The 20,741-nt window shown below is 71.4% G+C and carries 20 protein-coding genes; 10 read left to right on the plus strand and 10 right to left on the minus strand.

All coding sequences use genetic code 11. The features are described 5' to 3' along the window. Position 1: 1 nt before the first annotated feature. Complete coding sequence (locus ACVHNB_RS25375; RefSeq protein ID WP_456225987.1) at positions 2-739, minus strand: hypothetical protein; 738 nt, start codon at positions 737-739, stop codon at positions 2-4. A 408-nt stretch (positions 740-1,147) separates the two neighbouring features. On the opposite strand from ACVHNB_RS25375, the gene ACVHNB_RS25380 reads away from it, so the two are divergent. Then, positions 1,148-3,025 (plus strand): ABC transporter transmembrane domain-containing protein, encoded by a 1,878-nt coding sequence (locus ACVHNB_RS25380; protein WP_456228946.1) that lies wholly within the window; start codon positions 1,148-1,150, stop codon positions 3,023-3,025. After that, positions 3,022-4,812 carry an ABC transporter ATP-binding protein gene (locus tag ACVHNB_RS25385; RefSeq protein ID WP_456225988.1) on the plus strand — a complete coding sequence of 597 codons (1,791 nt, stop codon included), beginning with the start codon at positions 3,022-3,024 and terminating at the stop codon, positions 4,810-4,812. The genes ACVHNB_RS25380 and ACVHNB_RS25385 overlap by 4 nt, the downstream gene beginning before the upstream one ends. 29 nt (positions 4,813-4,841) lie before the next feature. Here the strand turns inward: ACVHNB_RS25385 and ACVHNB_RS25390 are convergent, their stop codons facing one another. Continuing rightward, a complete protein-coding gene (locus ACVHNB_RS25390; RefSeq protein WP_428956385.1) occupies positions 4,842-5,636 on the minus strand; it encodes a metal-dependent hydrolase in 795 nt (264 codons plus the stop codon). A 97-nt stretch (positions 5,637-5,733) separates the two neighbouring features. On the opposite strand from ACVHNB_RS25390, the gene ACVHNB_RS25395 reads away from it, so the two are divergent. The 3 genes from ACVHNB_RS25395 (at position 5,734) to ACVHNB_RS25405 (ending at position 9,774) form a co-directional block, all read left to right on the plus strand. Next, a complete protein-coding gene (locus ACVHNB_RS25395) occupies positions 5,734-8,307 on the plus strand; it encodes a DEAD/DEAH box helicase (RefSeq protein WP_428956384.1) in 2,574 nt (857 codons plus the stop codon). A gap of 82 nt (positions 8,308-8,389) precedes the next feature. Beyond that, positions 8,390-9,262 carry an acyl-CoA thioesterase gene (locus ACVHNB_RS25400; RefSeq protein ID WP_456225989.1) on the plus strand — a complete coding sequence of 291 codons (873 nt, stop codon included), beginning with the start codon at positions 8,390-8,392 and terminating at the stop codon, positions 9,260-9,262. After that, positions 9,259-9,774, plus strand: a complete 516-nt coding sequence (locus ACVHNB_RS25405; RefSeq protein WP_456225990.1) for a tetratricopeptide repeat protein — start codon at positions 9,259-9,261, stop codon at positions 9,772-9,774. Before ACVHNB_RS25400 ends, ACVHNB_RS25405 begins: the two co-directional genes overlap by 4 nt. A gap of 18 nt (positions 9,775-9,792) precedes the next feature. Here the strand turns inward: ACVHNB_RS25405 and ACVHNB_RS25410 are convergent, their stop codons facing one another. After that, positions 9,793-10,671, minus strand: a complete 879-nt coding sequence (locus ACVHNB_RS25410) for a DUF6397 family protein (RefSeq protein WP_456225991.1) — start codon at positions 10,669-10,671, stop codon at positions 9,793-9,795. A 154-nt stretch (positions 10,672-10,825) separates the two neighbouring features. Further along, entirely contained in the window at positions 10,826-11,239 is a 414-nt protein-coding gene (locus ACVHNB_RS25415) for a roadblock/LC7 domain-containing protein (RefSeq protein WP_428956380.1), read from the minus strand. 119 nt (positions 11,240-11,358) lie between these two features. Here ACVHNB_RS25415 and ACVHNB_RS25420 point away from each other — a divergent pair, with 119 nt between their 5' ends. Then, a complete protein-coding gene (locus ACVHNB_RS25420; RefSeq protein ID WP_428956379.1) occupies positions 11,359-11,787 on the plus strand; it encodes a PPOX class F420-dependent oxidoreductase in 429 nt (142 codons plus the stop codon). Between the two features lie 12 nt (positions 11,788-11,799). Here the strand turns inward: ACVHNB_RS25420 and ACVHNB_RS25425 are convergent, their stop codons facing one another. The 5 genes from ACVHNB_RS25425 to ACVHNB_RS25445 form a co-directional block, all read right to left on the minus strand. Continuing rightward, positions 11,800-12,408: a GTP-binding protein gene (locus ACVHNB_RS25425; RefSeq protein ID WP_456225992.1), complete on the minus strand. Its 609-nt coding sequence runs from the start codon at positions 12,406-12,408 to the stop codon at positions 11,800-11,802. Beyond that, the gene (locus tag ACVHNB_RS25430) at positions 12,389-12,730 is read right to left on the minus strand and encodes a DUF742 domain-containing protein (protein WP_456228947.1); all 342 of its coding nucleotides are present in this window, start codon (positions 12,728-12,730) and stop codon (positions 12,389-12,391) included. The genes ACVHNB_RS25425 and ACVHNB_RS25430 overlap by 20 nt, the downstream gene beginning before the upstream one ends. Positions 12,731-12,878: 148 nt before the next feature. Further along, on the minus strand, positions 12,879-13,316 hold the full coding sequence (locus ACVHNB_RS25435; RefSeq protein ID WP_428956376.1) for a roadblock/LC7 domain-containing protein: 438 nt from the start codon (positions 13,314-13,316) through the stop codon (positions 12,879-12,881). After that, positions 13,313-15,811 (minus strand): nitrate- and nitrite sensing domain-containing protein, encoded by a 2,499-nt coding sequence (locus ACVHNB_RS25440; protein WP_456225993.1) that lies wholly within the window; start codon positions 15,809-15,811, stop codon positions 13,313-13,315. The genes ACVHNB_RS25435 and ACVHNB_RS25440 overlap by 4 nt, the downstream gene beginning before the upstream one ends. Before the next feature lie 43 nt (positions 15,812-15,854). Next, entirely contained in the window at positions 15,855-16,628 is a 774-nt protein-coding gene (locus tag ACVHNB_RS25445; protein WP_428956374.1) for an MHYT domain-containing protein, read from the minus strand. Between the two features lie 216 nt (positions 16,629-16,844). Between ACVHNB_RS25445 and ACVHNB_RS25450 the strand changes: the two genes are divergently transcribed. Further along, positions 16,845-17,444 carry a class I SAM-dependent methyltransferase gene (locus ACVHNB_RS25450; protein WP_456225994.1) on the plus strand — a complete coding sequence of 200 codons (600 nt, stop codon included), beginning with the start codon at positions 16,845-16,847 and terminating at the stop codon, positions 17,442-17,444. A 9-nt stretch (positions 17,445-17,453) separates the two neighbouring features. On the opposite strand, the gene ACVHNB_RS25455 is transcribed toward ACVHNB_RS25450, so the two are convergent. Further along, positions 17,454-18,206 carry an alpha/beta fold hydrolase gene (locus tag ACVHNB_RS25455; RefSeq protein ID WP_456225995.1) on the minus strand — a complete coding sequence of 251 codons (753 nt, stop codon included), beginning with the start codon at positions 18,204-18,206 and terminating at the stop codon, positions 17,454-17,456. Positions 18,207-18,319: 113 nt separating this feature from the next. Here ACVHNB_RS25455 and ACVHNB_RS25460 point away from each other — a divergent pair, with 113 nt between their 5' ends. The 3 genes from ACVHNB_RS25460 to ACVHNB_RS25470 all read left to right on the plus strand — a co-directional run bounded on the left by ACVHNB_RS25460 (position 18,320) and on the right by ACVHNB_RS25470 (position 20,634). Then, positions 18,320-18,853: a PadR family transcriptional regulator gene (locus ACVHNB_RS25460; RefSeq protein WP_428956371.1), complete on the plus strand. Its 534-nt coding sequence runs from the start codon at positions 18,320-18,322 to the stop codon at positions 18,851-18,853. A 123-nt stretch (positions 18,854-18,976) separates the two neighbouring features. Beyond that, positions 18,977-19,318, plus strand: coding sequence for a hypothetical protein (locus tag ACVHNB_RS25465; protein ID WP_456225996.1), 342 nt, complete (start codon positions 18,977-18,979; stop codon positions 19,316-19,318). 467 nt (positions 19,319-19,785) lie between these two features. Then, positions 19,786-20,634, plus strand: a complete 849-nt coding sequence (locus ACVHNB_RS25470) for a hypothetical protein (protein ID WP_428956369.1) — start codon at positions 19,786-19,788, stop codon at positions 20,632-20,634. Positions 20,635-20,741 lie beyond the last annotated feature (107 nt).

Below are 20,741 nucleotides of genomic sequence, written 5' to 3' on the forward strand. Positions count from 1 at the left end.
GTCACGCCTTGAGGTCGGCCCGGTCTCCCATGACGACGACCGGGTGCAGCTCGGGGTCGAGTGTCTTGAGCAGGTACTCCATGTTCGCCTTCGACTGGCTCACGCATGCCGAGGTCCCACTGCCGTGGTCCATGTGCAGCCAGATGCTGCCACCCTTGGACTGACCCTGGGGGCGGGTCGGGTCGTTGGGCGGCGTGCCCTTGGCTCGGTTGTAGTCGATGGCGATGACGTAGTCGAAGTCGTGCCAGTGCGACTTGGCCCAGTAGTGCGGGGCCTGGATCGACGCGGTCTGCGTGTAGGGCAGTTTCGCGCCGGGATCGGCGAGCACACCGCCGGCATCACTGAGCGTGAACACACCCACGGGGCTGCGCTTGTCACCCTCCCGGTGGTTCGTCGTCCAGCCCTTCTTGCCGTTGTGTCCGGACCAGCTGCGCTCCTTCTTCCAGGTGTCGCCGGACTTGGTGAAGAGGGCGATGGTCGAGTCCGCGGAGTCCTTGCCGTCGCCGTAGACCGCGACGACCTGCCGCGCGTTCGCCGGGATCTGCTTCTGGTAGCGGTCGCCGACGTCGGGGATGCGCTTGAGGTCGACGGCGCGGGCCTCGTCGCTGCGGGCGTCGCTGTGCCCGTTCGACGTGTTCTGGTGGCCGCTGCCGTCGCCGCCGCACGCCGCCAGTGTCGCCAGTAGGACTCCACACGCCGCCATCGCGACGCCCGCTCGAACCGCACCCTCACTACGCATGCGTTCCATGGTCGCACCACGCGTCGGGAACCCCTGTGCCGGGCCGGGGGCCGCCGTCGATCCGGGCCGAATCTTTGCTCGCCACCGGAAAACCGTTTGCCTCCGGTCACCGCGGGACGCGAACCTTTCACGGTTTGTTCCGCAGCCACGAACGCGTCGCCCGAATCCATCCCCCTCAATCCGTCGCCCTGCATCCAACGCCCTGAATCCAACGCCCTGATTCGACTGCCTTGCTTGCTCAGCGGTCGGCTCGCGCCCTTCCCTCTTCCTCCTCCCGTCTCCTCCTCCTCTCTCATCTCCTTCTCTCCGCATCCCCCTTCTCCCTCCTCCCTCCTCCCTCCTCCCTCCTCCCTCCTCCCTCCTCCGGTGCACTCCACCTCCGGATCCCCTTTCGAGCTCTGGGACGTCATGCAGATCTCCGACCTTCCGTATCCCGATCCGGGCGTGCCCGACGCGCGCTCCGGCCCCCGGTTCCTGCGCTGGCTCGGCCGGAACCAACTCGGTGGCCAGCTCAAGTCCCTCGCCTGGGGTCTGCTCCACTTCTCCTCGGTCGCCGGTCTGCCGTTCGGCGTCGGCTACGCCGTGCAGGCCGTGGTCGACGGCTCCGGTACGCGCCTCGCCGCGGCGGGCGGGATCATCGTGCTGCTCGGCATCGCCATCGCGTGCGGCGACACGATGCTGCACCGCACGGCGGTCACGAACTGGATCACCGCCGCCGCCCGGGTGCAGCAGTTGCTGGCCCGTCGGACCGCGGCGCTCGGTGCCGCCCTCACCCGCCGGGTCGCCGCGGGCGAGGTCGTCGCGGTGTCCACCGGTGACGTGGAGAAGATCGGCTGGTTCGTCGAGGCGCTCTCCCGCTTCGCCGCTGCCGCCCTCACCGTGGTGCTCGTCTGCGTCAGCCTGGTCGTCTACCAGCCCGCTCTCGGTGTCGTCGTCGCCGTCGGCATGCCCGTGCTGGCTCTCGCCGTGCTGCCGCTGCTGCCCCGCGCCACCCGGCGCGCGGACCACCAGCGCGAGAAGGCGGGCCGGGCCACCGAACTCGCCTCGGACACCGTCGCCGGACTGCGCGTGCTGCGCGGCATCGGCGGTGAGGAACTCTTCCTCGACCGCTATCGCCACGCCTCGCAGGAAGTCCGCAAGGCCGCCGTGCGCAGCGCCCGCATGTGGTCGCTGATCTCCTCGATCCAGGTGCTCCTCCCGGGTCTGCTGCTGATCGTGATCGTCTGGTACGGCGTCCATCTCGCGCGCGAGGGCCGGATCACCGTCGGTGAACTGGTCACCGTGTACAGCGCGGTGATGATCCTCAACTACCCGCTGCGGCACTTCGAGGAGATCGCCATGGCGTACTCCTTCTCGCGCCCCTCGGCTCAGCGCGCGGCCAGGGTCCTGTCCCTGGAACGCGTCACCGAGCCGTCGGGCGGGCTGCGCGACGCGGACGCTCCGGCCGGGGACCTGTACGACCCGGCCACCGGTCTGCTCGCCCCGGCGGGTCGGCTGACCGCCGTGGTGTGCGGGGACCCGGATCTGGCGGGGCGCCTCGCCGACCGGCTCGGCGGCCACGCGGCCTCCGACACCTCCGGTGAATCCGGCGATTCCGGCAGCGGCGACGCATCCGCACCGAGGACGCCGTCCGTGCTGCTGGGCGGGGTGCCGCTCGACGAACTGCCACTGGACGTGGCGCGCACCGCGGTGCTCGTCCAGGACAAGGACCCGGTGCTCCTGTCGGGCACACTCGCCGAGCTGCTCGACGTGCCGTCCGGCGGATCCGTCCACCCGGACGAGGCACTGGAAGCCGCGCAGTGCTCCGACGTCCTCGGCGCCCTCACCCAGGGTTCCCTGGACGACAACCCCATGAACGCCCGCATCACCGAACGCGGCCGGTCCCTGTCCGGCGGCCAGCGCCAGCGGCTCGCTCTGGCCCGTTCCCTGGTCGCCGACCCCGAGGCGCTGGTTCTCGACGAGCCGACGTCCGCCGTCGACTCGCACACCGAGGCGCGCATCGCCCAGGGCGTCCGCATGCTGCGCCGCGGCCGCACCACGGTGGTGCTCACCTCGTCACCGCTGCTGCTCGACCGCGCCGACCGCGTCGTGTTCGTGCACGACGGCGAAGTGGCCGCGGTCGGCGCGCACCGCGAACTGGTGCGCGCCGAGCCCCGGTACCGGGCCGTGGTCACACGCGAGACCGACGCGGAGGCGGCAGCGACCCGTTCCGAGCTCGAGGCGGAGCCCCGGCCCGGCACCGGGTCCGACATCGGCATCACGATCGACATCGAGGAGACGGCATGATCGGCGTAGCGCCCCCGGCCTACGATCCGGCGGCCCCCACCACGGCGAACACCCTGCCGGTCGGCGCCCCGGCCACGGTCCGCGCCTATGTGCGCGAGCTGTACCAGCGCCACCGGCGCGCCTTCCTGCTGCTGATCGGGGTGAACACGGTCGCCGTGGTCGCCTCGATGGCCGGCCCGTATCTGCTGGGCGGGGTCATCCAGGACGTGGCGGACGGCACCGGCGGCCTGCGCGACCTCCATCTGGAGCGCACCATCGGCCTGTTCGCGCTCGCCCTCGTGATCCAGACCGTCTTCGTCCGGCAGGTGCGCCTGCGGGGGGCGATGCTCGGCGAACGGATGCTGGCGGACCTGCGCGAGGACTTCCTGGTGCGGTCCGTCGGGCTGCCGCCCGGCGTGCTGGAGCGGGCCGGCACGGGTGACCTGCTGTCCCGGATCACCACCGACATCGACCGGCTCGCGAACGCGATGCGGGAGGCCGTCCCGCAGCTGTCCATCGCCGTCGTATGGGCGGGTCTGCTCATCGGCGGTCTCGCGGTGACCGCACCGCCGCTGGCCCCGGCGGTCCTCGTCGCCGTGCCGGTACTCGTGCTCGGCTGCCGCTGGTACTTCAAGCGGGCGCCCTCGGCGTACCGCTCGGAGGCCGCCGGGTACGCGGCCGTCGCGGCGGCGCTCGCGGAGACCGTGGACGCCGGTCGCACCGTCGAGGCGCACCGGCTCGGCGAGCGCCGCGTGGCCCTGTCCGAGCGACGCGTCAAGGAATGGACGGCCTGGGAGCGGTACACGCTCTATCTGCGGTCGGTCTTCTTCCCCGTGATCAACGCCGTGCACTGCCTGGTCCTGCTGTCCGTCCTGCTGATCGGCGGGGTCTTCGTCCTGCAGGGCTGGATCGGGGTCGGCCAGCTGACGACGGCCGCGCTCATCGCGCAGATGCTCGTGGACCCGGTGGGTCTGATCCTGCGCTGGTACGACGAGCTCCAGGTCGCTCAGGTGTCCCTGGCCCGTCTGGTGGGCGTCCGCGACATCGAGCCGGACGCGGGCGACGCCGCGGTGCGGCCCGACGGCCGCGCCGTCCAGGCCGACCAGGTGCACTTCGGCTACCGCGAGGGCGTCGACGTGCTGCGCGAGGTGACCCTCGATGTCGCGCCCGGCACCCGGCTCGCCCTGGTCGGGCCGTCCGGCGCGGGCAAGTCCACGCTCGGCCGGCTGCTCGCCGGGATCTATGCGCCCCGGCTCGGGCAGGTCACGCTCGGCGGCGCGGAACTGTCCCGGATGCAGGCGGAGCGGGTGCGGTCGCATGTCGCCCTGGTCAACCAGGAGCACCACGTCTTCGTGGGGTCCCTGCGCGACAACCTCCGGCTGGCCCGGACCGGGGCCGAGGACGCCGAGCTGTGGGCGGCCCTCGGCGCGGTCGACGCCGACGGCTGGGCTCGCGGCCTGGCCGACGGCCTCGACACGGAGGTCGGCTCGGGCGCGGTGGCGCTCACCCCGGCGCAGGCCCAGCAGATCGCGCTGGCCCGGCTGGTCCTGGCCGACCCGCACACCCTGGTCCTGGACGAGGCGACGTCGCTCCTCGACCCGCGCGCGGCCCGGAACCTGGAGCGCTCGCTGGGCCGCGTCCTGGACGGCCGCACCGTCGTGGCCATCGCGCACCGGCTGCACACCGCGCACGACGCGGATGTCATCGCCGTGGTCGAGGACGGGCGGATCCGGGAGCTCGGCAGCCACGACGAACTGGTCGAGGCGGACGGGGCGTACGCGGCCCTGTGGCGGTCCTGGCACGGGTGACCCCGTGCCGGGTGGTGGTGCGGCCGGGCTCAGATGAAGTTGAGCGCGGCCGCGCACCCCACGCCGCCGAGCAGCATGAACGCGGGCATGAGCACCTTGAGCTCGATCCAGCTGCCGGCCCGGAACCGCATCACCTTGGGCGGACCGATCGGGTACCAGCGCTTGCGGCCGATCGGGATGGGCCACAGGATCGGGCAGCCCGAGACGGTGAGCGCGTCCCCGATGTCGTGCACCAGAGCGCCGAGCACGATCGGCAGGCCCAGCCACAGGTACTCCTGGCCCGGCTCGGCGAACAGCCAGTCCGCGCCGTTGCCCGGCTTGTCCAGGACCCCGGCGAGGATCCAGGCGCTGGTGGCGGCCAGCAGCCAGACCAGGACGTCGCTGCTGGAGCCCCGTGCGGCCCGCCACAGCAGGCCTTCGATGGCGAGCACCATGTGGACGAACAGGATCGCGAGGACGGCCCAGCGGCCCCCGGTGATCGCCGCGACGGACGTGCCCGCCCCGATCAGGACCGCCCACAGCCACGTATGGGTGAGTGTGCGGTGCCCGCCGGACCGGCGCGGGTCGCCCTGCTTGCGGGTGGCCTTGTAGACGGCGTAGGAGAGCTTGTCGACGATCTCGCAGAGCCACCGGGAGATCGGTCCGAAGGCGCGCGAGATGGTCGCCGCCTTGTGGTCGAGGTCGGGGGCGAGCGCGGCGCCGGCGCAGATCAGCGCTCCGACGAGGACGACCGGCCAGGGCATCGGGTGTCCGGCGGCGGCCGCGGCCGCGCCCACCCCCAGCCAGGCCGCCGCTCCTGACAGCGAGTGTGCCGGTCCCATCATGGTGGTGTTCCGCCCCATTCCTCTTGTGCCGACGCCCCGTTGCCCCCGTCGGGCCGTGCGCGTCCTGACGCTCCGTCGGCGACTCAGCGTAGCGTTCATGATCTTCGTACGGGCATCCGATTCCCGGATCGGGACGGAAGACAGGCAAGATGGTGACGTGACCCTTATCGATCAGCTTCCGCAGACCGCCGACCCGGACGCCCTCTATGACGCCTTCGAGTCGTGGGCCGAGGAGCGTGGTCTCACCCTCTATCCGCACCAGGAGGAGGCCCTGATCGAGGCGGTGTCGGGGGCGAACGTGATCGTCTCGACGCCCACCGGGTCCGGCAAGAGCATGATCGCGGCCGGTGCGCACTTCGCGGCCCTCGCCCGCGACGAGGTCACCTTCTACACGGCCCCCATCAAGGCGCTGGTCTCCGAGAAGTTCTTCGAGCTGTGCAAGCTCTTCGGCACGGAAAACGTCGGCATGCTGACCGGTGACGCGTCCGTGAACGCGGACGCGCCCGTCATCTGCTGCACCGCGGAGGTCCTCGCCTCGATCGCGCTGCGGGACGGGGCGCAGGCCGACATCGGCCAGGTCGTCATGGACGAGTTCCACTTCTACGCGGAGGCGGACCGCGGCTGGGCCTGGCAGATCCCGCTGCTCGAACTGCCGCAGGCGCAGTTCATCCTGATGTCGGCGACCCTCGGCGACGTCGCCATGTTCGAGAAGGACCTCACGCGGCGCACGGGCCGTCCGACGTCGGTGGTGCGCTCGGCGACGCGCCCGGTCCCCCTCTCCTACGAGTACCGGCTCACGCCGCTCACGGAGACCCTGACCGAGCTGCTCGACACGCGGCAGGCACCGGTCTACATCGTCCACTTCACGCAGGCGCAGGCCGTCGAGCGGGCGCAGGCGCTGATGAGCATCAACATGTGCACGCGCGAGGAGAAGGACAAGATCGCCGAGCTGATCGGCAACTTCCGCTTCACCACCAAGTTCGGCCGCAACCTGTCCCGTTACGTACGGCACGGCATCGGGGTCCACCACGCAGGCATGCTGCCGAAGTACCGCCGCCTCGTCGAAAAACTCGCGCAGGCGGGCCTGTTGAAGGTCATCTGCGGCACCGACACCCTCGGCGTGGGCGTCAACGTCCCCATTCGCACGGTGCTGTTCACCGCGCTCACCAAGTACGACGGCAACCGCGTCCGCACGCTGCGCGCCCGCGAGTTCCACCAGATCGCGGGCCGCGCCGGACGCGCCGGCTTCGACACGGCCGGCTTCGTCGTGGCGCAGGCACCCGAGCACGTCATCGAGAACGAGAAGGCGCTCGCGAAGGCGGGCGACGACCCGAAGAAGCGGCGCAAGGTCGTCCGCAAGAAGGCTCCGGAGGGCTTCGTCGGGTGGACGGAGAGCACCTTCGAGAAGCTGATCGCCTCCGACCCGGAGCCGCTGACCTCCCGCTTCCGTGTCACGCACACGATGCTCCTGTCGGTCATCGCCCGCCCGGGCAACGCTTTCGAGGCGATGCGCAAGCTGCTCGAGGACAACCACGAGCCGCGCAGGGCCCAGCTGCGGCACATCCGCCGGGCCATCGCGATCTACCGCTCGCTGCTGGACGGCGGCATCGTCGAGAAGCTGGACCAGCCGGACCCGACGGGCCGTATCGTGCGCCTGACCGTCGATCTGCAGCAGGACTTCGCGCTGAACCAGCCGCTCTCGACGTTCGCCCTCGCTTCCTTCGACCTGCTCGACCAGGAGTCGCCGTCGTACGCGCTCGACATGGTGTCGGTCGTGGAGTCCACGCTCGACGACCCGCGGCAGATCCTGCACGCCCAGCAGAACAAGGCACGCGGTGAGGCCGTCGCCCTCATGAAGGCGGACGGTGTCGAGTACGAGGAGCGCATGGAGCGCCTCCAGGACATCTCGTACCCGAAGCCCTTGGAGGAGCTGCTCTTCCACGCCTACAACACGTACCGCACGAGTCATCCGTGGGTCGGCGACCACCCGCTGTCGCCGAAGTCCGTCATCCGCGACATGTACGAGCGGGCGATGACCTTCACGGAGTTCGTCTCGTTCTACGAGCTCGCGCGCACCGAGGGCATCGTCCTGCGGTACCTGGCGAGCGCGTACAAGACGCTCGATCACACCGTGCCGGACGACCTCAAGTCGGAGGACCTGGAGGACCTGATCGCCTGGCTCGGCGAGATGGTGCGCCAGGTCGACTCCAGCCTCCTGGACGAGTGGGAACAGCTCGCCAATCCCGAGGTGATGACCGCCGAGGAGGCCCAGGAGAAGGCCGACCAGGTCAAGCCGGTCACCGCGAACGCCCGTGCCTTCCGCGTCCTCGTCCGCAACGCCATGTTCCGCCGGGTCGAGCTCGCCGCGCTCGACAACGTCGACGAGCTGGGCGAGCTGGACGCCGACTCGGGCTGGGACGCGGACGCCTGGGGCGAGGCCATGGACAAGTACTGGGACGAGTACGAGGACCTCGGTACGGGTCCGGACGCCCGAGGACCCAAGCTGCTCATGATCGAGGAGGATCCGGAGCACGGTCTGTGGAAGGTCCGTCAGACCTTTGCCGACCCCAATGGCGACCACGACTGGGGCATCAGCGCCGAAGTCGACCTCGCGGCCTCCGATGCCGAGGGCCGTGCCGTCGTCCGGGTCACGGACGTCGGTCAGTTGTAGATCCGGGACCGGGCGGACGGTAGTGTCCGCCCGCGCCCACGCGCCGGAGTCGTCCGGCCGCGCACACGAGAGAGAACCACGCATGACGAATCCTGCGGAGCGGCTCGTCGACCTGCTCGACCTGGAGCAGATCGAGGTCAACATCTTCCGCGGACGCAGCCCGCAGGAGTCCCTCCAGCGCGTCTTCGGCGGGCAGGTCGCGGGCCAGGCCCTGGTCGCGGCGGGCCGCACCACGGACGGCGACCGTCCCGTGCACTCGCTGCACGCGTACTTCCTGCGCCCGGGCCGCCCGGGCGTGCCGATCGTGTACCAGGTCGAACGGGTCCGCGACGGCCGCTCGTTCACCACGCGCCGGGTGACCGCCGTGCAGCAGGGGCGCACGATCTTCAATCTCACCGCCTCCTTCCACAAGCCCGAGGAAGGTGCCTTCGAGCACCAGTTGCCGCCGGCCCGCGAGGTGCCGGACCCGGAGTCACTGCCGACGATCGCCGAGGAGATCAAGGGCCATCTCGGCGCCCTGCCCGAGGCGTTGGAACGCATGGCCCGGCGCCAGCCCTTCGACATCCGGTACGTCGACCGGCTGCGCTGGACCCCGGAGGAGGTCGGGGCGGCCGAGCCGCGCAGCGCCGTGTGGATGCGCGCCGTGGGCCCGCTGGGCGACGACCCGCTCGTGCACACCTGCGCGCTCACGTACGCGAGTGACATGACGCTGCTCGACGCGGTGCGTCTGCCGGTCGAACCGCTGTGGGGGCGGCGCGGCTTCGACATGGCCTCGCTCGACCACGCCATGTGGTTCCACCGTCCTTTCCGTGCCGATGAGTGGTTCCTGTACGACCAGGAGTCGCCGATCGCGACGGGTGGCCGGGGCCTGGCCCGCGGCCGCATCTACGACGTCGAGGGGCGTCTGCTGGTGTCCGTGGTCCAGGAGGGGCTGTTCCGGAAGCTCGAAGGGTGACGGCCGGATCGGACGGCCCGGGAGAGCTGCTCGCCCAGGCCGTGCGGTTGCGGGAGGCGGGCCACCGTGACGAGGCCCGTGCGCAACTGCTCGGCCTGCGCGGCCGGTTTCCCGACGACGCCCAGGTCGCGTACCAGACCGCCTGGGTCCACGACTCGCTCGGCCTGGAGGCCGAGGCCGTCCCCCACTACGTCGATGCGCTGGCCGGAACCGGGCTGTCCGAGGAGGACCGCAGGGGCGCGCTGCTCGGCCTCGGCAGCACCTACCGCACGCTCGGCCACCATGCGGAGGCCGTGGCGACGCTGAGCGACGCCGTCGCCGCGTTCCCGGACGACAACGCCCTCAAGACGTTTCTGGCGATGGCGCTGTACAACGTGGGCCGCGCGCACGACGGGATGCGGCTGCTGCTCACGGTGCTGGCCGGGACCAGTGCCGACCCGGACATCGTGGGTTACCGGGGCGCCATCGAGCACTACGCCCAGGACCTGGACGCCGTCGAGGGCGCCGGATAGCTCTGCCGCGCGCCGCTCTCAGCCTCGTCTGCCGAGCAGCCGCCCCCACAGTCCGCGGCGTCCTTCGACAGCGGGCTGCGGATCGGGCGCGGCGCTGTCCGCCGACGGTTCGCTCTCCGGTTCAGGCTCGGTCGGCGCCTCCCGCGTCGTGGACCGTGGGGCGGGGCGCAGGACGCGCGCCTGCGACAGGCTCAGCAGCAGGTTCGCCCGCAGCCAGCTGATCTCGTCCGGATCGTCGGCGATCAGAATGTGCTCGACGGCCCGCGCCGACGGCGACTCGGGCGCCCCGTACCAGGACTCCTCGGGCCGCAGCCGGTGCAAGTAGGCGCGCTCGAAGGGGTTCTCGACGAGGTCGGCGAGCTGGGTCGGGTCCAGCAGTGTGGCCATCGCGGCGGCCCGCTCCCAGGGGTCGCTGCTCTGTCCGAGCAGGTAGCCGGCCTGACGGGACCGCCACCTGCGCGGTCGCAGGTCCTCACCGGCCGAGAGCCGGGCGCGCATCTTGTCCGGCGCACGGCCGGTGAGCAGCGGGGCGTTGAGCTCGGACGCCGCGAACTCCTGGAGTTCCTCGGCCAGATAGAGCCACACCACCGTCCGGTAACGGTTCAAGTAGAACTTGGCCGGCGTGAGCAGCCCGGCGCGGGCGAGCCGGGTGAAGCGGGTCGGCGGGATGCCCATGAGGTGCGCACCCTCAGCCGTCCCCACCACCCTGACCTGCCGGCGCAGCGCCTCCGGGAAGCCCTCGGCGTCGCGGATCCGCTCGATCTCCTCGCGGGGAACGCGGCGCCGGCCGCCGTCCGACGCCGCGACGGTGCGGATCCGGCCCAGGCGTACGGCGAGGTCGAACTCGCCTCGCTTGAGCCCCAGCTCGCGGGCCGCGCTGCCCTGGGGCCTGGTCATGATGTCGCCTTGCACGATGGTTCTCCCCCGTCGGTCGATGACGTGCGGTCACTCTCCGTGACCGCTCGGGAAAACCGTAGCCCGAATCGAAGAACTCCGTCCGAGCCTGTGGATAACTTCGCCGCACCCACGCAGCGCTGCGCCTTATCGCAGGTCAGCGGTCTATGACCGGCATTCGCTCGGGGTGCCGGGCGTCCACGGCCAGGTGCTCCCCGACCCGGTTGACGAGCAGCGTCATCTCGTACGCGACCTGACCGATGTCGGCCTCGGCGGCGCTGAGCACGCACAGGCAGCTGCCGTCGCCGGCGGCGGTGACGAAGAGCACCGCCTCGTCGAACTCGATCATCGTCTGGCGCACGCCTCCGGCGCCGAAGTGCCGGCCCGACCCCTTGGCGAGGCTGTGCAGTCCGGAGGAGACCGCGGCGAGGTGCTCGGCGTCCTCGCGGCGCAGGCCCGTGCTCGCTCCGGTCACGAGACCGTCGTTGGACAGGACCAGGGCGTGCCGCACGTGCTCGACGCGTTGCGTCAGGTCGTCCAGCAGCCAATCGAGTCCTACGTTCTGCCCCATGATCCCGTCTCCCCGCTTCCTGTGGCTCCCCGTGCCCCGGAGGGGACCGCTCCCCTGCCCGGAGGATCTCTCACGCCAGCCTTCCCCACGGTCGGCGTCCGGGCAAGGAGGATGACCTCATGGCACACAAGATGACCGATGAGGAATGGCGGGCCTTCGTCTCCGAGGGCACCCGCACCGGAAAACTCTCCACCGTGCGGGCCGACGGCAGCCCGCACATCGCCCCCGTCTGGTTCGTGCTGGACGGGGGCGACATCGTGTTCAACACCGGGAAGAACACGGTCAAAGGACGCAATCTGGCACGCGACGGGCGAGTGGCGCTGTGCGTCGACGACGAGCGGCCCCCGTTCTCTTTCGTGACGATCCAGGGCCGCGCCGAACTCAGTGAGGACCCTGCGGAACTGCTGGATTCGGCCACCCGGATCGGCGGCCGGTACATGGGCGAGGACCGCGCCGAGGAGTTCGGCCGGCGCAATGCCGTGCCGGGCGAACTCGTCGTCCGCGTACGGGTCGAGAAGGTCGTGGCGATGGGCGACGTGGCCGACTGATCCGGCCGCGGCTCAGCTCACGGAGTCGAGCAGCCGGGCGGTGTGCATCCGCCCGGCGTACTCGACCAGCCTGATCAGGACCTCCTTCCCCGAGTCCCGGTCACGCGCGTCGCAGAGCACCACCGGTGTCCCGCGTTCGAGGTCGAGGGCCCGTGCCACCTCGTGCGCGCCGTACGCCCTGGCGTTCGCGAAGCAGTTGACCGCCACGACGAACGGGATGTCCCGGTGCTCGAAATAGTCCACGGCGGGGAAGCAGTCCTCGAGCCGTCGGGTGTCCGCGAGAACAACGGCGCCGAGCGCGCCTTGTGACAGTTCGTCCCACAGGAACCAGAACCGGTCCTGGCCCGGTGTGCCGAACAGGTAGAGCGACAGTCCGGACCTGATCGTGATCCGGCCGAAGTCCATGGCGACGGTCGTGGTGGTCTTGCGTTCCACGGCCGCCGTGTCGTCCACGGACTGGCCCGCCTCGCTGAGTAGTTCCTCGGTGCGCAGGGGGCGGATCTCACTGACCGCGCCGACCAGGGTGGTCTTGCCCACCCCGAATCCGCCCGCGACCAGAATCTTCAGGGCCAGGTCGGCGGATGCGCCGGTGGCCGTGGCGTCAGAGTGCTCGGAGCCCATCGATGACTTCTCTCAGGATCTTCTCGTCAGGTAGCTGGGCGGGCGGCACCGGCCTGCTGACCTTGATGCAGGCCAGTTCCAGGAGGTCGCCGAGGAGCACCCGGACGACCCCCACGGGCAGCTCGGTGCCGGCGGCGAGTTCGGCGACCGTCTGTGTCTCGGTCCGGCACAGCTCGATGATCGAACGGTGCTCGGGGCCGAGGGCGGTGTCGTCGGCGGCGGGCGCGGCGGAGTCGAGCGAGACGAGGGCGATCAGGTCGAAGCGCGCTGCCTGAGGTCCTGCCGTGGTCCGCCCGCCGGTCATCGCGTAGGGGCGGACCATGGGCCCGGCCTCGTTGTCGAACCACTGGCTGCCCAGGTCCGGAGGGCTGCCCCTCTTCTCGTCGGTCTGCTGGGGGCCGCCGTCGTGCGCGCCCGCGTCCCGGTGCGATGCGTCGAGCATGTCCTCGTCCATGGCGCCGGCCGACCCGTCAGCCTGCGGTGGGCGGGTGCCCGGCCAACCTGGGCGCGGTGTGCAGGTGTTCGCCGACCCGTTTCACCAGGCGTGCCATCTCGTAGGCGACGAGGCCGATGTCGGCGGTGACGGTGCTCAGGACGGCGAGGCAGGAACCGTCGCCCGCGGCGACCACGAACAGGAAGCCGTCGTCCATCTCGACCATGGTCTGCCGCACTCCTCCGGTACCGAAGTGCCGACCTGTCCCCTTGGCGAGGCTGTTGAACCCGGAGGCGACGGCGGCCAGATGCTCGGCGTCCTCGCGGCCGAGTCCGTCGGAGGCGCCGACGGCCAGGCCGTCGTTGGACAGGACGACGGCGTGCCGCAGTTCGGCCACGCGGAGGACCAGGTCGTCAAGGAGCCAGTCGAGTTCGCCCGCCCCGGGGGCGGTGGCCGTGGTCGGTTCCTTGATCATGTGAGGTCTCCTTCACTGCTGTCGCTGCCGGGCCGGCGTCCGCCGCCCCTGGCCCAGCCGTCCCGGAAGGACGCCATGCGGGCCCGGACCTGTTCGGGGGTGCGTTCGCCCGTCTCCGGGACGCGCACGGGTGTGGCCTGTGCGTCGGGGCGCTCCCGCAGCTGGGGGGCGAGGCTCGCCTGGCGCACGCGGCGCGGGAGCCCGTCCTCGGGTGGGACATCGCCCTGCTGCGGAGCCGATGGCCTCCGCATCCGCAGAGCGGTGACACCCGGCGGGTGCTGCGTCTCCTCGGGATCGGGGCCCGGCGAGGGGGCGAGTGCGGGACGTAGAGGCGGGGCGGGGACGGAATCGCCGTTCATGGGAGCTGCTTCGGGCTCGGGCACACGCGCGTAGCGGCGCTCTTCTTCGGACGGTGAGGGGTCGCGCCCGTCCGGTTGCGCACCGTCCTTGTGCAACAAGGAGGTGGGCAGCAGGACGACCGCATTGGTGCCTCCGTACGGCGAGGTACGCAGATGCACCTTGATGTCGTGACGATCGGCGAGCCTGCTGACCACGAAGAGGCCGAGCCGGTCGCTGTCGAACAGGTCGAGTGCTTCGGAGTGCTCGATGCGCTTGTTCGCCTCGTCGAGGGTCTCCTTGCCCATGCCGAGACCGCGGTCCTCGATCTCGATCGCGTATCCGTTGCCGACGGGCTCGCCGCTGATGCGCACCTTGGTGTGCGGCGGTGAGAACTGGGCCGCGTTCTCGACGAGTTCGGCCAAGAGGTGCGTGAGGTCGGCGACGGCGGCGCCCGCCACCTCGGCGGCGGCGAGGTGGCGTACCTCCACGCGCGCGTAGTCCTCGATCTCGGAGACCGCGGCCCGTACGACGTTCGTCAGGGAAACCGGCTTGCGCCAGGCCCGGCCCGGCGCTGCTCCGGAGAGGATGATCAGGCTCTCCGCGTGGCGTCGCATACGGGTCGTGAGGTGGTCGAGGCGGAACAGGTCGCCCAGTTCGTCCGGGTCCTCGGCACGGCGCTCCATGGTGTCCAGGAGACCGAGCTGGCGGTGGACGAGGGTCTGGTTGCGGCGGGCGAGGTTGACGAAGACGCCGGAGATCCCGCTGGCGAGTTCCGCCCGCTCCACGGCGGCGCGCAGGGCCGCGCGGTGCACGGTGGTGAGTGCCTCGGACACCTGGCCTATCTCGTCCTCGGCCGGGGGTCCCTGCGGCGCTTCCTTCAGTACGTCGATCTCCTCGCCGGCCCGCAGTTTCCGCATGGCGTGCGGGAGTTTGCGTCCGGCGATCTCCAGTGCCGTGTTGCGCAGGGTGGCCAGTTCGACGACGAGGCCGCGGCCGATACGGACGGAGATGAGCAGCGAGGCGATCACGGCGGCGAGGCCGAACAGGACCGCCGCTCCCGCGGATGTCAGCAGCCCCCGGGCGAACGGATCCGCCCGGTCGGCGGCGCTCCGCGCGGCGTCCGACGCGAGGGCGCGCATACCGTCCTGCACGCCCAAGTGCGCCAGGTCCCACGTCTCCGCGGGCGCCGCGGCGAGCGCCTTCTTCCCGGGCTCCGCGATGAGCGTCCGGTCCTCGACGGCGCGTACGTCGCGGTACGCGCTCCCCTCCACGAGGCGGTTCCAGGCGGCTCGTTCGGGACCGCGCAGATCGGCGGCGGCCGTGGCGACGAGGGTCCTGCGCGTGTCGACGGCGCCGGTGAACAGACGCAGCCGCTCACCGTCCAGTGTTCCGGCGATGCGGGCGCTCGTCACGACCGCGTCCTCACGGGAGAGCATCTCGGCGGAGCGGCCGAATTCGAGCAGCACGCGCGCGTCGGAGCCGGTTTCGCCGCCCTGGATGCCGGTCAGTGCTCCGCTCACCGTGTAGGCGCTGTCGATGGTCTTCGTGTACTGCCCGTATGCGGTGTCCCAGCCCGCACGCTGCTCCAGTACATCGGTGCGTACGGTGCGCAGGCGCTCGGCGTCGCCGACGAAGGCGCCGAGACGTGCGGCCACTTTGTGGGACAGGTCCGCGCCGTCCGCGACAGTGTTGTTCTTGCCGAGCCGCAGGGCGGCGACGGCGCGGTCGGTGGTGGTCGCGAGCCTCTTGAGGTCGTCGCCACGGTCGGGTGAGGGGGCGCTCGCGTAGCCGACGGCGGCGGTGCGCTCCGCCTGGAGGGCAGCCAGCGCCGCGGCCACGGGCACGCGTACCGCGGTGTCGACGCGCTGCGCCCGTGTCTGCCGCGCGACGTCCTGAACGGTGCTCACCGTGGCGTAGGCCCAGAGGGCGAACAGCGACACCACCGGCACCATGAGGAGGCAGACGATCTTCGCGCGGACCGTGCGGGGGCGCAGGTGTCTGCCGCCCACGCGCGTGGGCGGCCCGTTGCGGGCGGACGTCGCCTCTGCCGCGGTGTCCTCTTCGGCGGGCGGCCCGGCGTGCGCGCGGCGTCCACGCGCCTGGGGCGCGGGTATCTGCGGCGGGCCGGGGCTGGGTTCGGTGCGGGGCGGGGGCATGGCCTCCTCATCCGGGGTCTGGGGCGGGGTCGGCGCGGTTGCGTCAACGGGCCAGGCTCTCCACCGGCGGTGGCGTCGTCGCGGAGGTCTCCCGCTGGTCGACGGTCGGGGACAGCGCGACGAACGCCGACGTCAGGAACAGGTAGGAGCCCAGTCCCACGGCGAGCGGGAAGATGAACTGCATCGCCGTCGCGCCGGGGAGCGCGGCCGAGGAGGGTGCCACGCGCACGCTCACCGCCATCATTCCGGTGTAGTGCATGCTGCTCACGGCGCCGCCCATCACGAGGGACGCGACAGCCACGGCCGCCGGCGACTTGATGTTGAGGCCGGCCCACAGGGCCACGGTCGCCGCGACGACGGCGATGGCGACGGAGAGCGCGACCAGAAGCGGTTCGTAGCCGACCCGGCCGTGCAGGCGCAGAGCCGCCATGCCGAGGTAATGCATGCTGGCGACCCCGAGCCCGGTGGTGAGGCCGCCCAGGGCGAGGGCGCGGCCCCGGTCGTGGCCGTAGCCGACGGCGAAGACCCCGACGCCGACCACGACCACGGCGACGACGAGGCTGAGGATGGTCAGCGGCACGTTGTAGCGGATCTCGGTGCCGCTGACGCCGAAGCCGAGCATCGCGACGAAGTGCATCGTCCAGATGCCGGTGCCGAGGGCGGAGGCCGCGGTCACGAGCCAGTTGCGGCGGGTCCGCCCCGTGGCGCTCAGGGCGCGCACGGTGCAGCGCAGCGCGAGTGCGGCACCGATGCAGGCCATCGCGTACGACAACACAGGGGTAAGCCAGCCGAACGCGGCGTGGTCCAGGTGTCCCATGGCCCGGGAAGCTAGTCGTGGTGGGGGCGCACAACAGGGGCGCATTTCGAAAGCTGCTGGGATATGACAGAGATGCGCTTCTGAACGATCGCTGCAGGGTCGAACATGTGCACCGCACGTGCATGCGACGGTTTCGGTTCGGATAGGGAGCTTTCGACCCGAGGTCCCTCCATCGTGTCGCGTCGTCTGTCGGTGGGCTGCGCAATCATGGAGCGCATGAGCGATGACGCCACACGCGTGCAGGAGTTCTTCACGGCACGGGCCGCCGACTGGGATTCCCGCTTCCCCGACGACGGTCCGGCCTACGCCGCCGCGGTCGCCGCGCTGGGCCTGCGCCCGGGCGGCCGGGTCCTGGACGCCGGCTGCGGTACGGGGCGCGCGCTGCCGCCGCTGCGCGCGGCGGTGGGGCCTTCGGGCGTGGTGCTCGGCGCCGATCTGACACCGGCCATGCTGGCGGCCGCCGTACGGGCCGGGCGGGACGGGCAGGGACAGTTGCTGCACGCGGACGTGTCGCGGCTGCCGCTGCGCTCGGCATCACTGGACGCGGTGTTCGGCGCGGGCCTCATCTCGCACCTTCCACAACCGGCGGAGAACCTGCGCGAGTTGTGGCGTGTGGTGCGGCCCGGCGGTCTGCTCGCGCTCTTCCATCCGATCGGGCGCAGGGCCCTCGCCGCGCGCCAGGGGCGGCAGATCACGCCGGAGGACCTGCGGGCCGAGCCCCATCTGCGCCCTCTGCTCGCCGGTTCGGGCTGGCGCATGACGTCGTACGTCGACGAGGACGCGCGGTTCCTGGCGCTGGCGGTGCGCGAGGGCTGAGCGGGGAGGCTATCCCTTGACGGCCGCCGCGAAGGCGTCCGGGTTGTCGAACATGACGTTGTGCCCCGCGTCCGGAACGTCGACAACGTGGACACCGGCCGCCTCCAGGCCCTCCTTGCCGGGGAGTTCACCGGTCCGTACGCCCTGGAGGTAGACGCGCTCGGCCGTCGATTCCTGCAGCATGCGCCGCATCGTGGGCTCCGTGCCGCGCACCAGCCCGACCGCCGTGCGGTGCAGGGCGAGCGGGTCGGCGAGGCGCATGGTGGCGGCCCACAGCGGGCCGACCTTCTCGAGCACACGCGCGTGGCCGCCACCCGTCACGTACTCCGCCTCTCCGTAGCTCGCGATTCCGCTGCTGCCCGCGGTGGGACCCGGGTGCGGATCGAGGTTCCCCTCGGTGACGACCAGCCGCGAGACGAGGTCGGCCCGCCGGTGCGCCAGAACGATCGCCACGGCGCCGCCCATGCTGTGCCCGATGATCTCGGCCCCGCTCACCTCCGCGGCGTCGAGCGCCGCGGCCAGTGCGTCGGCGTGGTCCTCCAGGGTGTACCCGAATCCGGCGGGGCGGTCGCTGATCCCGTGACCGGGCAGATCCACGAACAAGGAGCGGCGGCCGGCCAGTTCGGGCCGGGCCGCGATGTGCGCGTGGTACACCGTCGAGGCCGAGCCGAGTCCGTGGACGTAGACCCTCGCGGGCTCCTCGCCCGGCGCTTCCGTCCACCGGATCCGACTCCCCTGCGCGTCGAACTGCGCCTGCCGCATGACGTCCTCCTTGTTCGCATCCTCAGTCGCACTGCCGACCGACCATACATCGGTCACGTAGTACTTCGTAAACGATGTACAGCGCGAGCGTTCCCGTGGGCCACAATGGGCACATGCTGGAGCTCGCCATCCTCGGATTCCTCTACGGAGCGCCGCTGCACGGCTATGAGCTGCGCAAGCGCATCACCGCACTCACCGGGCACGTGCGGCCGGTCGCCGAGAGCACGCTGTACCCGGCGATCAAGCGCCTGGAGAAGGCGGGACTGCTCGCGCGCGAGCAGCAGCCGGGCGCGGCGGCGGCGCCACGGCACGTACTGAGCCTCACCGAGGAAGGCCGCCAGGAGCTGCGCCGCAGGCTGCGCGAGCCGGCCCGGTCCGACATCACCGACGAGAACCGCTGGTTCACCGTGCTCGCCTTCCTGCGCCACCTGGACGACCCTCAGGAGCAGGCGGACGTGCTGCACCGCCGGCTCGACTTCCTGGAGGAGCCCGCGAGCTTCTTCTACGAGGGTGAGCGCCCGCTGCGAGCGGAGGAGTTGGAGGATCCCTTCCGGCGCGGGATTCTCACCATCGCGCGGGCCACGAGTCGCGCCGAGCTCGGCTGGCTGCGCGACACGCTCAAGGACCTGGAATCCGCGGGCTGCTGACCTCCCCAAGACGGGAACACCCCGACCCGCTTCTGTCACCATTGAGGCAACTCCACAACGGGTAAAGGCAGTTGACAAGTCGAAGGCCGACCCAGCGGCCATCGGCAGGGGACGGTGACGCGCATGCTCGGCAGAGTCCGGAAATCATGGAGCACCTGGCGCAAGAGGGTCGCCCGACGCGAGGAACGGCTGCGGGAAGCCGAACATTCCGTGCGCGAGGCCGCCCGGCCCGCCGAAGGACGGCGGCGCCCGCACAACCTGTTCGAAGCGGCAGCCACCTATGTGGCGGCCTGCGTCGAGGACGATCAGGAGCGGATCGACGAGGCCGCCGGCTGGGTGGAACCCGGCGCACTGGTCTTCGGTGTGAACGAATTGGCGTGCCGGGCCCTCATCGCCCTCGCACGGGAGCGGGACCAGCCGCCGAAAGCCGTGGCGCGGAGCCTCCTCGGCCTGCCCGCCGCCTGACATCGGCGTGCGACGGGTCGGCGCGCTGAAGGGCCGTGCGCGCGCAGACGCCGGTGCCGGCCGCGTGCGCGAGGCGTTCACGACCCCGCGCGGCGTGCGCGGTCGATAACCAGGACGCATCCGCGGCAGGCCGCGCGACAACGGATACCGGCCTCCAGGACCGCCCCGAGAGCGCGCCGGCCCGCGATGTCACGGCGCTCGGGCGCGGCCGGCGTCGCGCCCGCCTCGATCGACTTCCCCTCGCAGCGCGGGCGGACATCGCGCCGTGCCCGCCCGTGTGTGCCCGCCTTCTTGAACGAGACCCGGCACGCGAGGCACACAAAGTGCACACGAGATGTCGACATGCCGTCCACGGTGGGCGCGAGTAACCGGACTGACCACTGATTTTCCTGGTCATCGCCCCTGTACGACATCGTCCGCGACTGACTAAGGTCACGCCGACGGAACGAACCTCAGGGGAGGCTGGCATGGCCGGGACGGACGACGCTGTCGCCGTCGGGGACGACGCGCTGTACGTACTCACGGCGGTGTTGCTGACGCCCGCGAAGTTCCCCAGTGTGCTCGGCGACGACTACCCCGAGGCATGCGCGGCACTGGGTCTGGCGCCGCCTGCCGACGGGTACGGACTGGTCCTCGGCCAGGACGCGCAGGGCGCCCGCTGGACGGTGGTCGTCGACGACGTGTCCCTGGTCGCCGTGGCGATCGCCTCCTGGGACTGCGGCATGGAGTACGACCTCTCCCCCGACGAGAACAGCATGGTCGCCGCCCTGCCGGGCTGGCCGCTCGCGCTGGCGGTGGCGGCGCCGGGCGTGCCGGATCCGCACGATCCCGAGCCCGACCCGGACATCGACGAGATGCCGGCGCTCTGCCCGCCCGACACGCAGACGTGGGGTCCGGCGCAGCGGCGCCTGGGGGCGGACGAGATCGCGCTGCAGTGGGCCACGTGGCGTGAGCAGATCGACGACTCCCAGTTCGCCACCGGTACCGAGGGCACGGCGGCCGAGGAGGGCGCCGACGGGGACGACGCAGAGACCTCGTCGGGCGGTTCGCACCTGGGCATCCGGCGGGCTCTCGCCGAAGCGCGTGCCTACGTGGACGCTCCTCCGCCGCTGGGCCGGGTGCGGTCCGCGTTCGCGTCGGGCGACGCGCGGACGCTGCGGGCCGACGGACCGGGCTGGTCGATGGTGGCGCGCACGGACGACATCGCCTTCATCCTGCTCGACGACGAGCCGGGCGAGGTGCTGCCGGTCGGCCGGGGCCCGGAACTGCCCAGCCTCCTGGAAGCGCTCGACAAGATGGCCGTACGGCCGGTCTGAACCGCCGTCACCACATGGTCCGGGAGCGCCGCATGTGGCCCCGCACCATGGATGTGGACCGGCTCCACCTCGACGATGAGGTCTCTTCCCGCCACTTCGAGGAGGCC

Source organism: Streptomyces sp. YJ-C3 (genome assembly GCF_053891275.1).

What these genes read in the sequence shown, in the direction of transcription:
- ACVHNB_RS25375 (WP_456225987.1), bottom strand. Translation starts at nt 739, where the DNA reads ATGCGTAGTGAGGGTGCGGTTCGAGCGGGCGTCGCGATGGCGGCGTGT.
- ACVHNB_RS25380 (WP_456228946.1), top strand. Translation starts at nt 1,148, where the DNA reads ATGCAGATCTCCGACCTTCCGTATCCCGATCCGGGCGTGCCCGACGCG.
- ACVHNB_RS25385 (WP_456225988.1), top strand. Translation starts at nt 3,022, where the DNA reads ATGATCGGCGTAGCGCCCCCGGCCTACGATCCGGCGGCCCCCACCACG.
- ACVHNB_RS25390 (WP_428956385.1), bottom strand. Translation starts at nt 5,636, where the DNA reads ATGATGGGACCGGCACACTCGCTGTCAGGAGCGGCGGCCTGGCTGGGG.
- ACVHNB_RS25395 (WP_428956384.1), top strand. Translation starts at nt 5,734, where the DNA reads ATGATCTTCGTACGGGCATCCGATTCCCGGATCGGGACGGAAGACAGG.
- ACVHNB_RS25400 (WP_456225989.1), top strand. Translation starts at nt 8,390, where the DNA reads ATGACGAATCCTGCGGAGCGGCTCGTCGACCTGCTCGACCTGGAGCAG.
- ACVHNB_RS25410 (WP_456225991.1), bottom strand. Translation starts at nt 10,671, where the DNA reads ATGACCAGGCCCCAGGGCAGCGCGGCCCGCGAGCTGGGGCTCAAGCGA.
- ACVHNB_RS25415 (WP_428956380.1), bottom strand. Translation starts at nt 11,239, where the DNA reads ATGGGGCAGAACGTAGGACTCGATTGGCTGCTGGACGACCTGACGCAA.
- ACVHNB_RS25420 (WP_428956379.1), top strand. Translation starts at nt 11,359, where the DNA reads ATGGCACACAAGATGACCGATGAGGAATGGCGGGCCTTCGTCTCCGAG.
- ACVHNB_RS25425 (WP_456225992.1), bottom strand. Translation starts at nt 12,408, where the DNA reads ATGGGCTCCGAGCACTCTGACGCCACGGCCACCGGCGCATCCGCCGAC.
- ACVHNB_RS25430 (WP_456228947.1), bottom strand. Translation starts at nt 12,730, where the DNA reads ATGGTCCGCCCCTACGCGATGACCGGCGGGCGGACCACGGCAGGACCT.
- ACVHNB_RS25435 (WP_428956376.1), bottom strand. Translation starts at nt 13,316, where the DNA reads ATGATCAAGGAACCGACCACGGCCACCGCCCCCGGGGCGGGCGAACTC.
- ACVHNB_RS25440 (WP_456225993.1), bottom strand. Translation starts at nt 15,811, where the DNA reads ATGCCCCCGCCCCGCACCGAACCCAGCCCCGGCCCGCCGCAGATACCC.
- ACVHNB_RS25445 (WP_428956374.1), bottom strand. Translation starts at nt 16,628, where the DNA reads ATGGGACACCTGGACCACGCCGCGTTCGGCTGGCTTACCCCTGTGTTG.
- ACVHNB_RS25450 (WP_456225994.1), top strand. Translation starts at nt 16,845, where the DNA reads ATGAGCGATGACGCCACACGCGTGCAGGAGTTCTTCACGGCACGGGCC.
- ACVHNB_RS25455 (WP_456225995.1), bottom strand. Translation starts at nt 18,206, where the DNA reads ATGCGGCAGGCGCAGTTCGACGCGCAGGGGAGTCGGATCCGGTGGACG.
- ACVHNB_RS25460 (WP_428956371.1), top strand. Translation starts at nt 18,320, where the DNA reads ATGCTGGAGCTCGCCATCCTCGGATTCCTCTACGGAGCGCCGCTGCAC.
- ACVHNB_RS25465 (WP_456225996.1), top strand. Translation starts at nt 18,977, where the DNA reads ATGCTCGGCAGAGTCCGGAAATCATGGAGCACCTGGCGCAAGAGGGTC.
- ACVHNB_RS25470 (WP_428956369.1), top strand. Translation starts at nt 19,786, where the DNA reads ATGGCCGGGACGGACGACGCTGTCGCCGTCGGGGACGACGCGCTGTAC.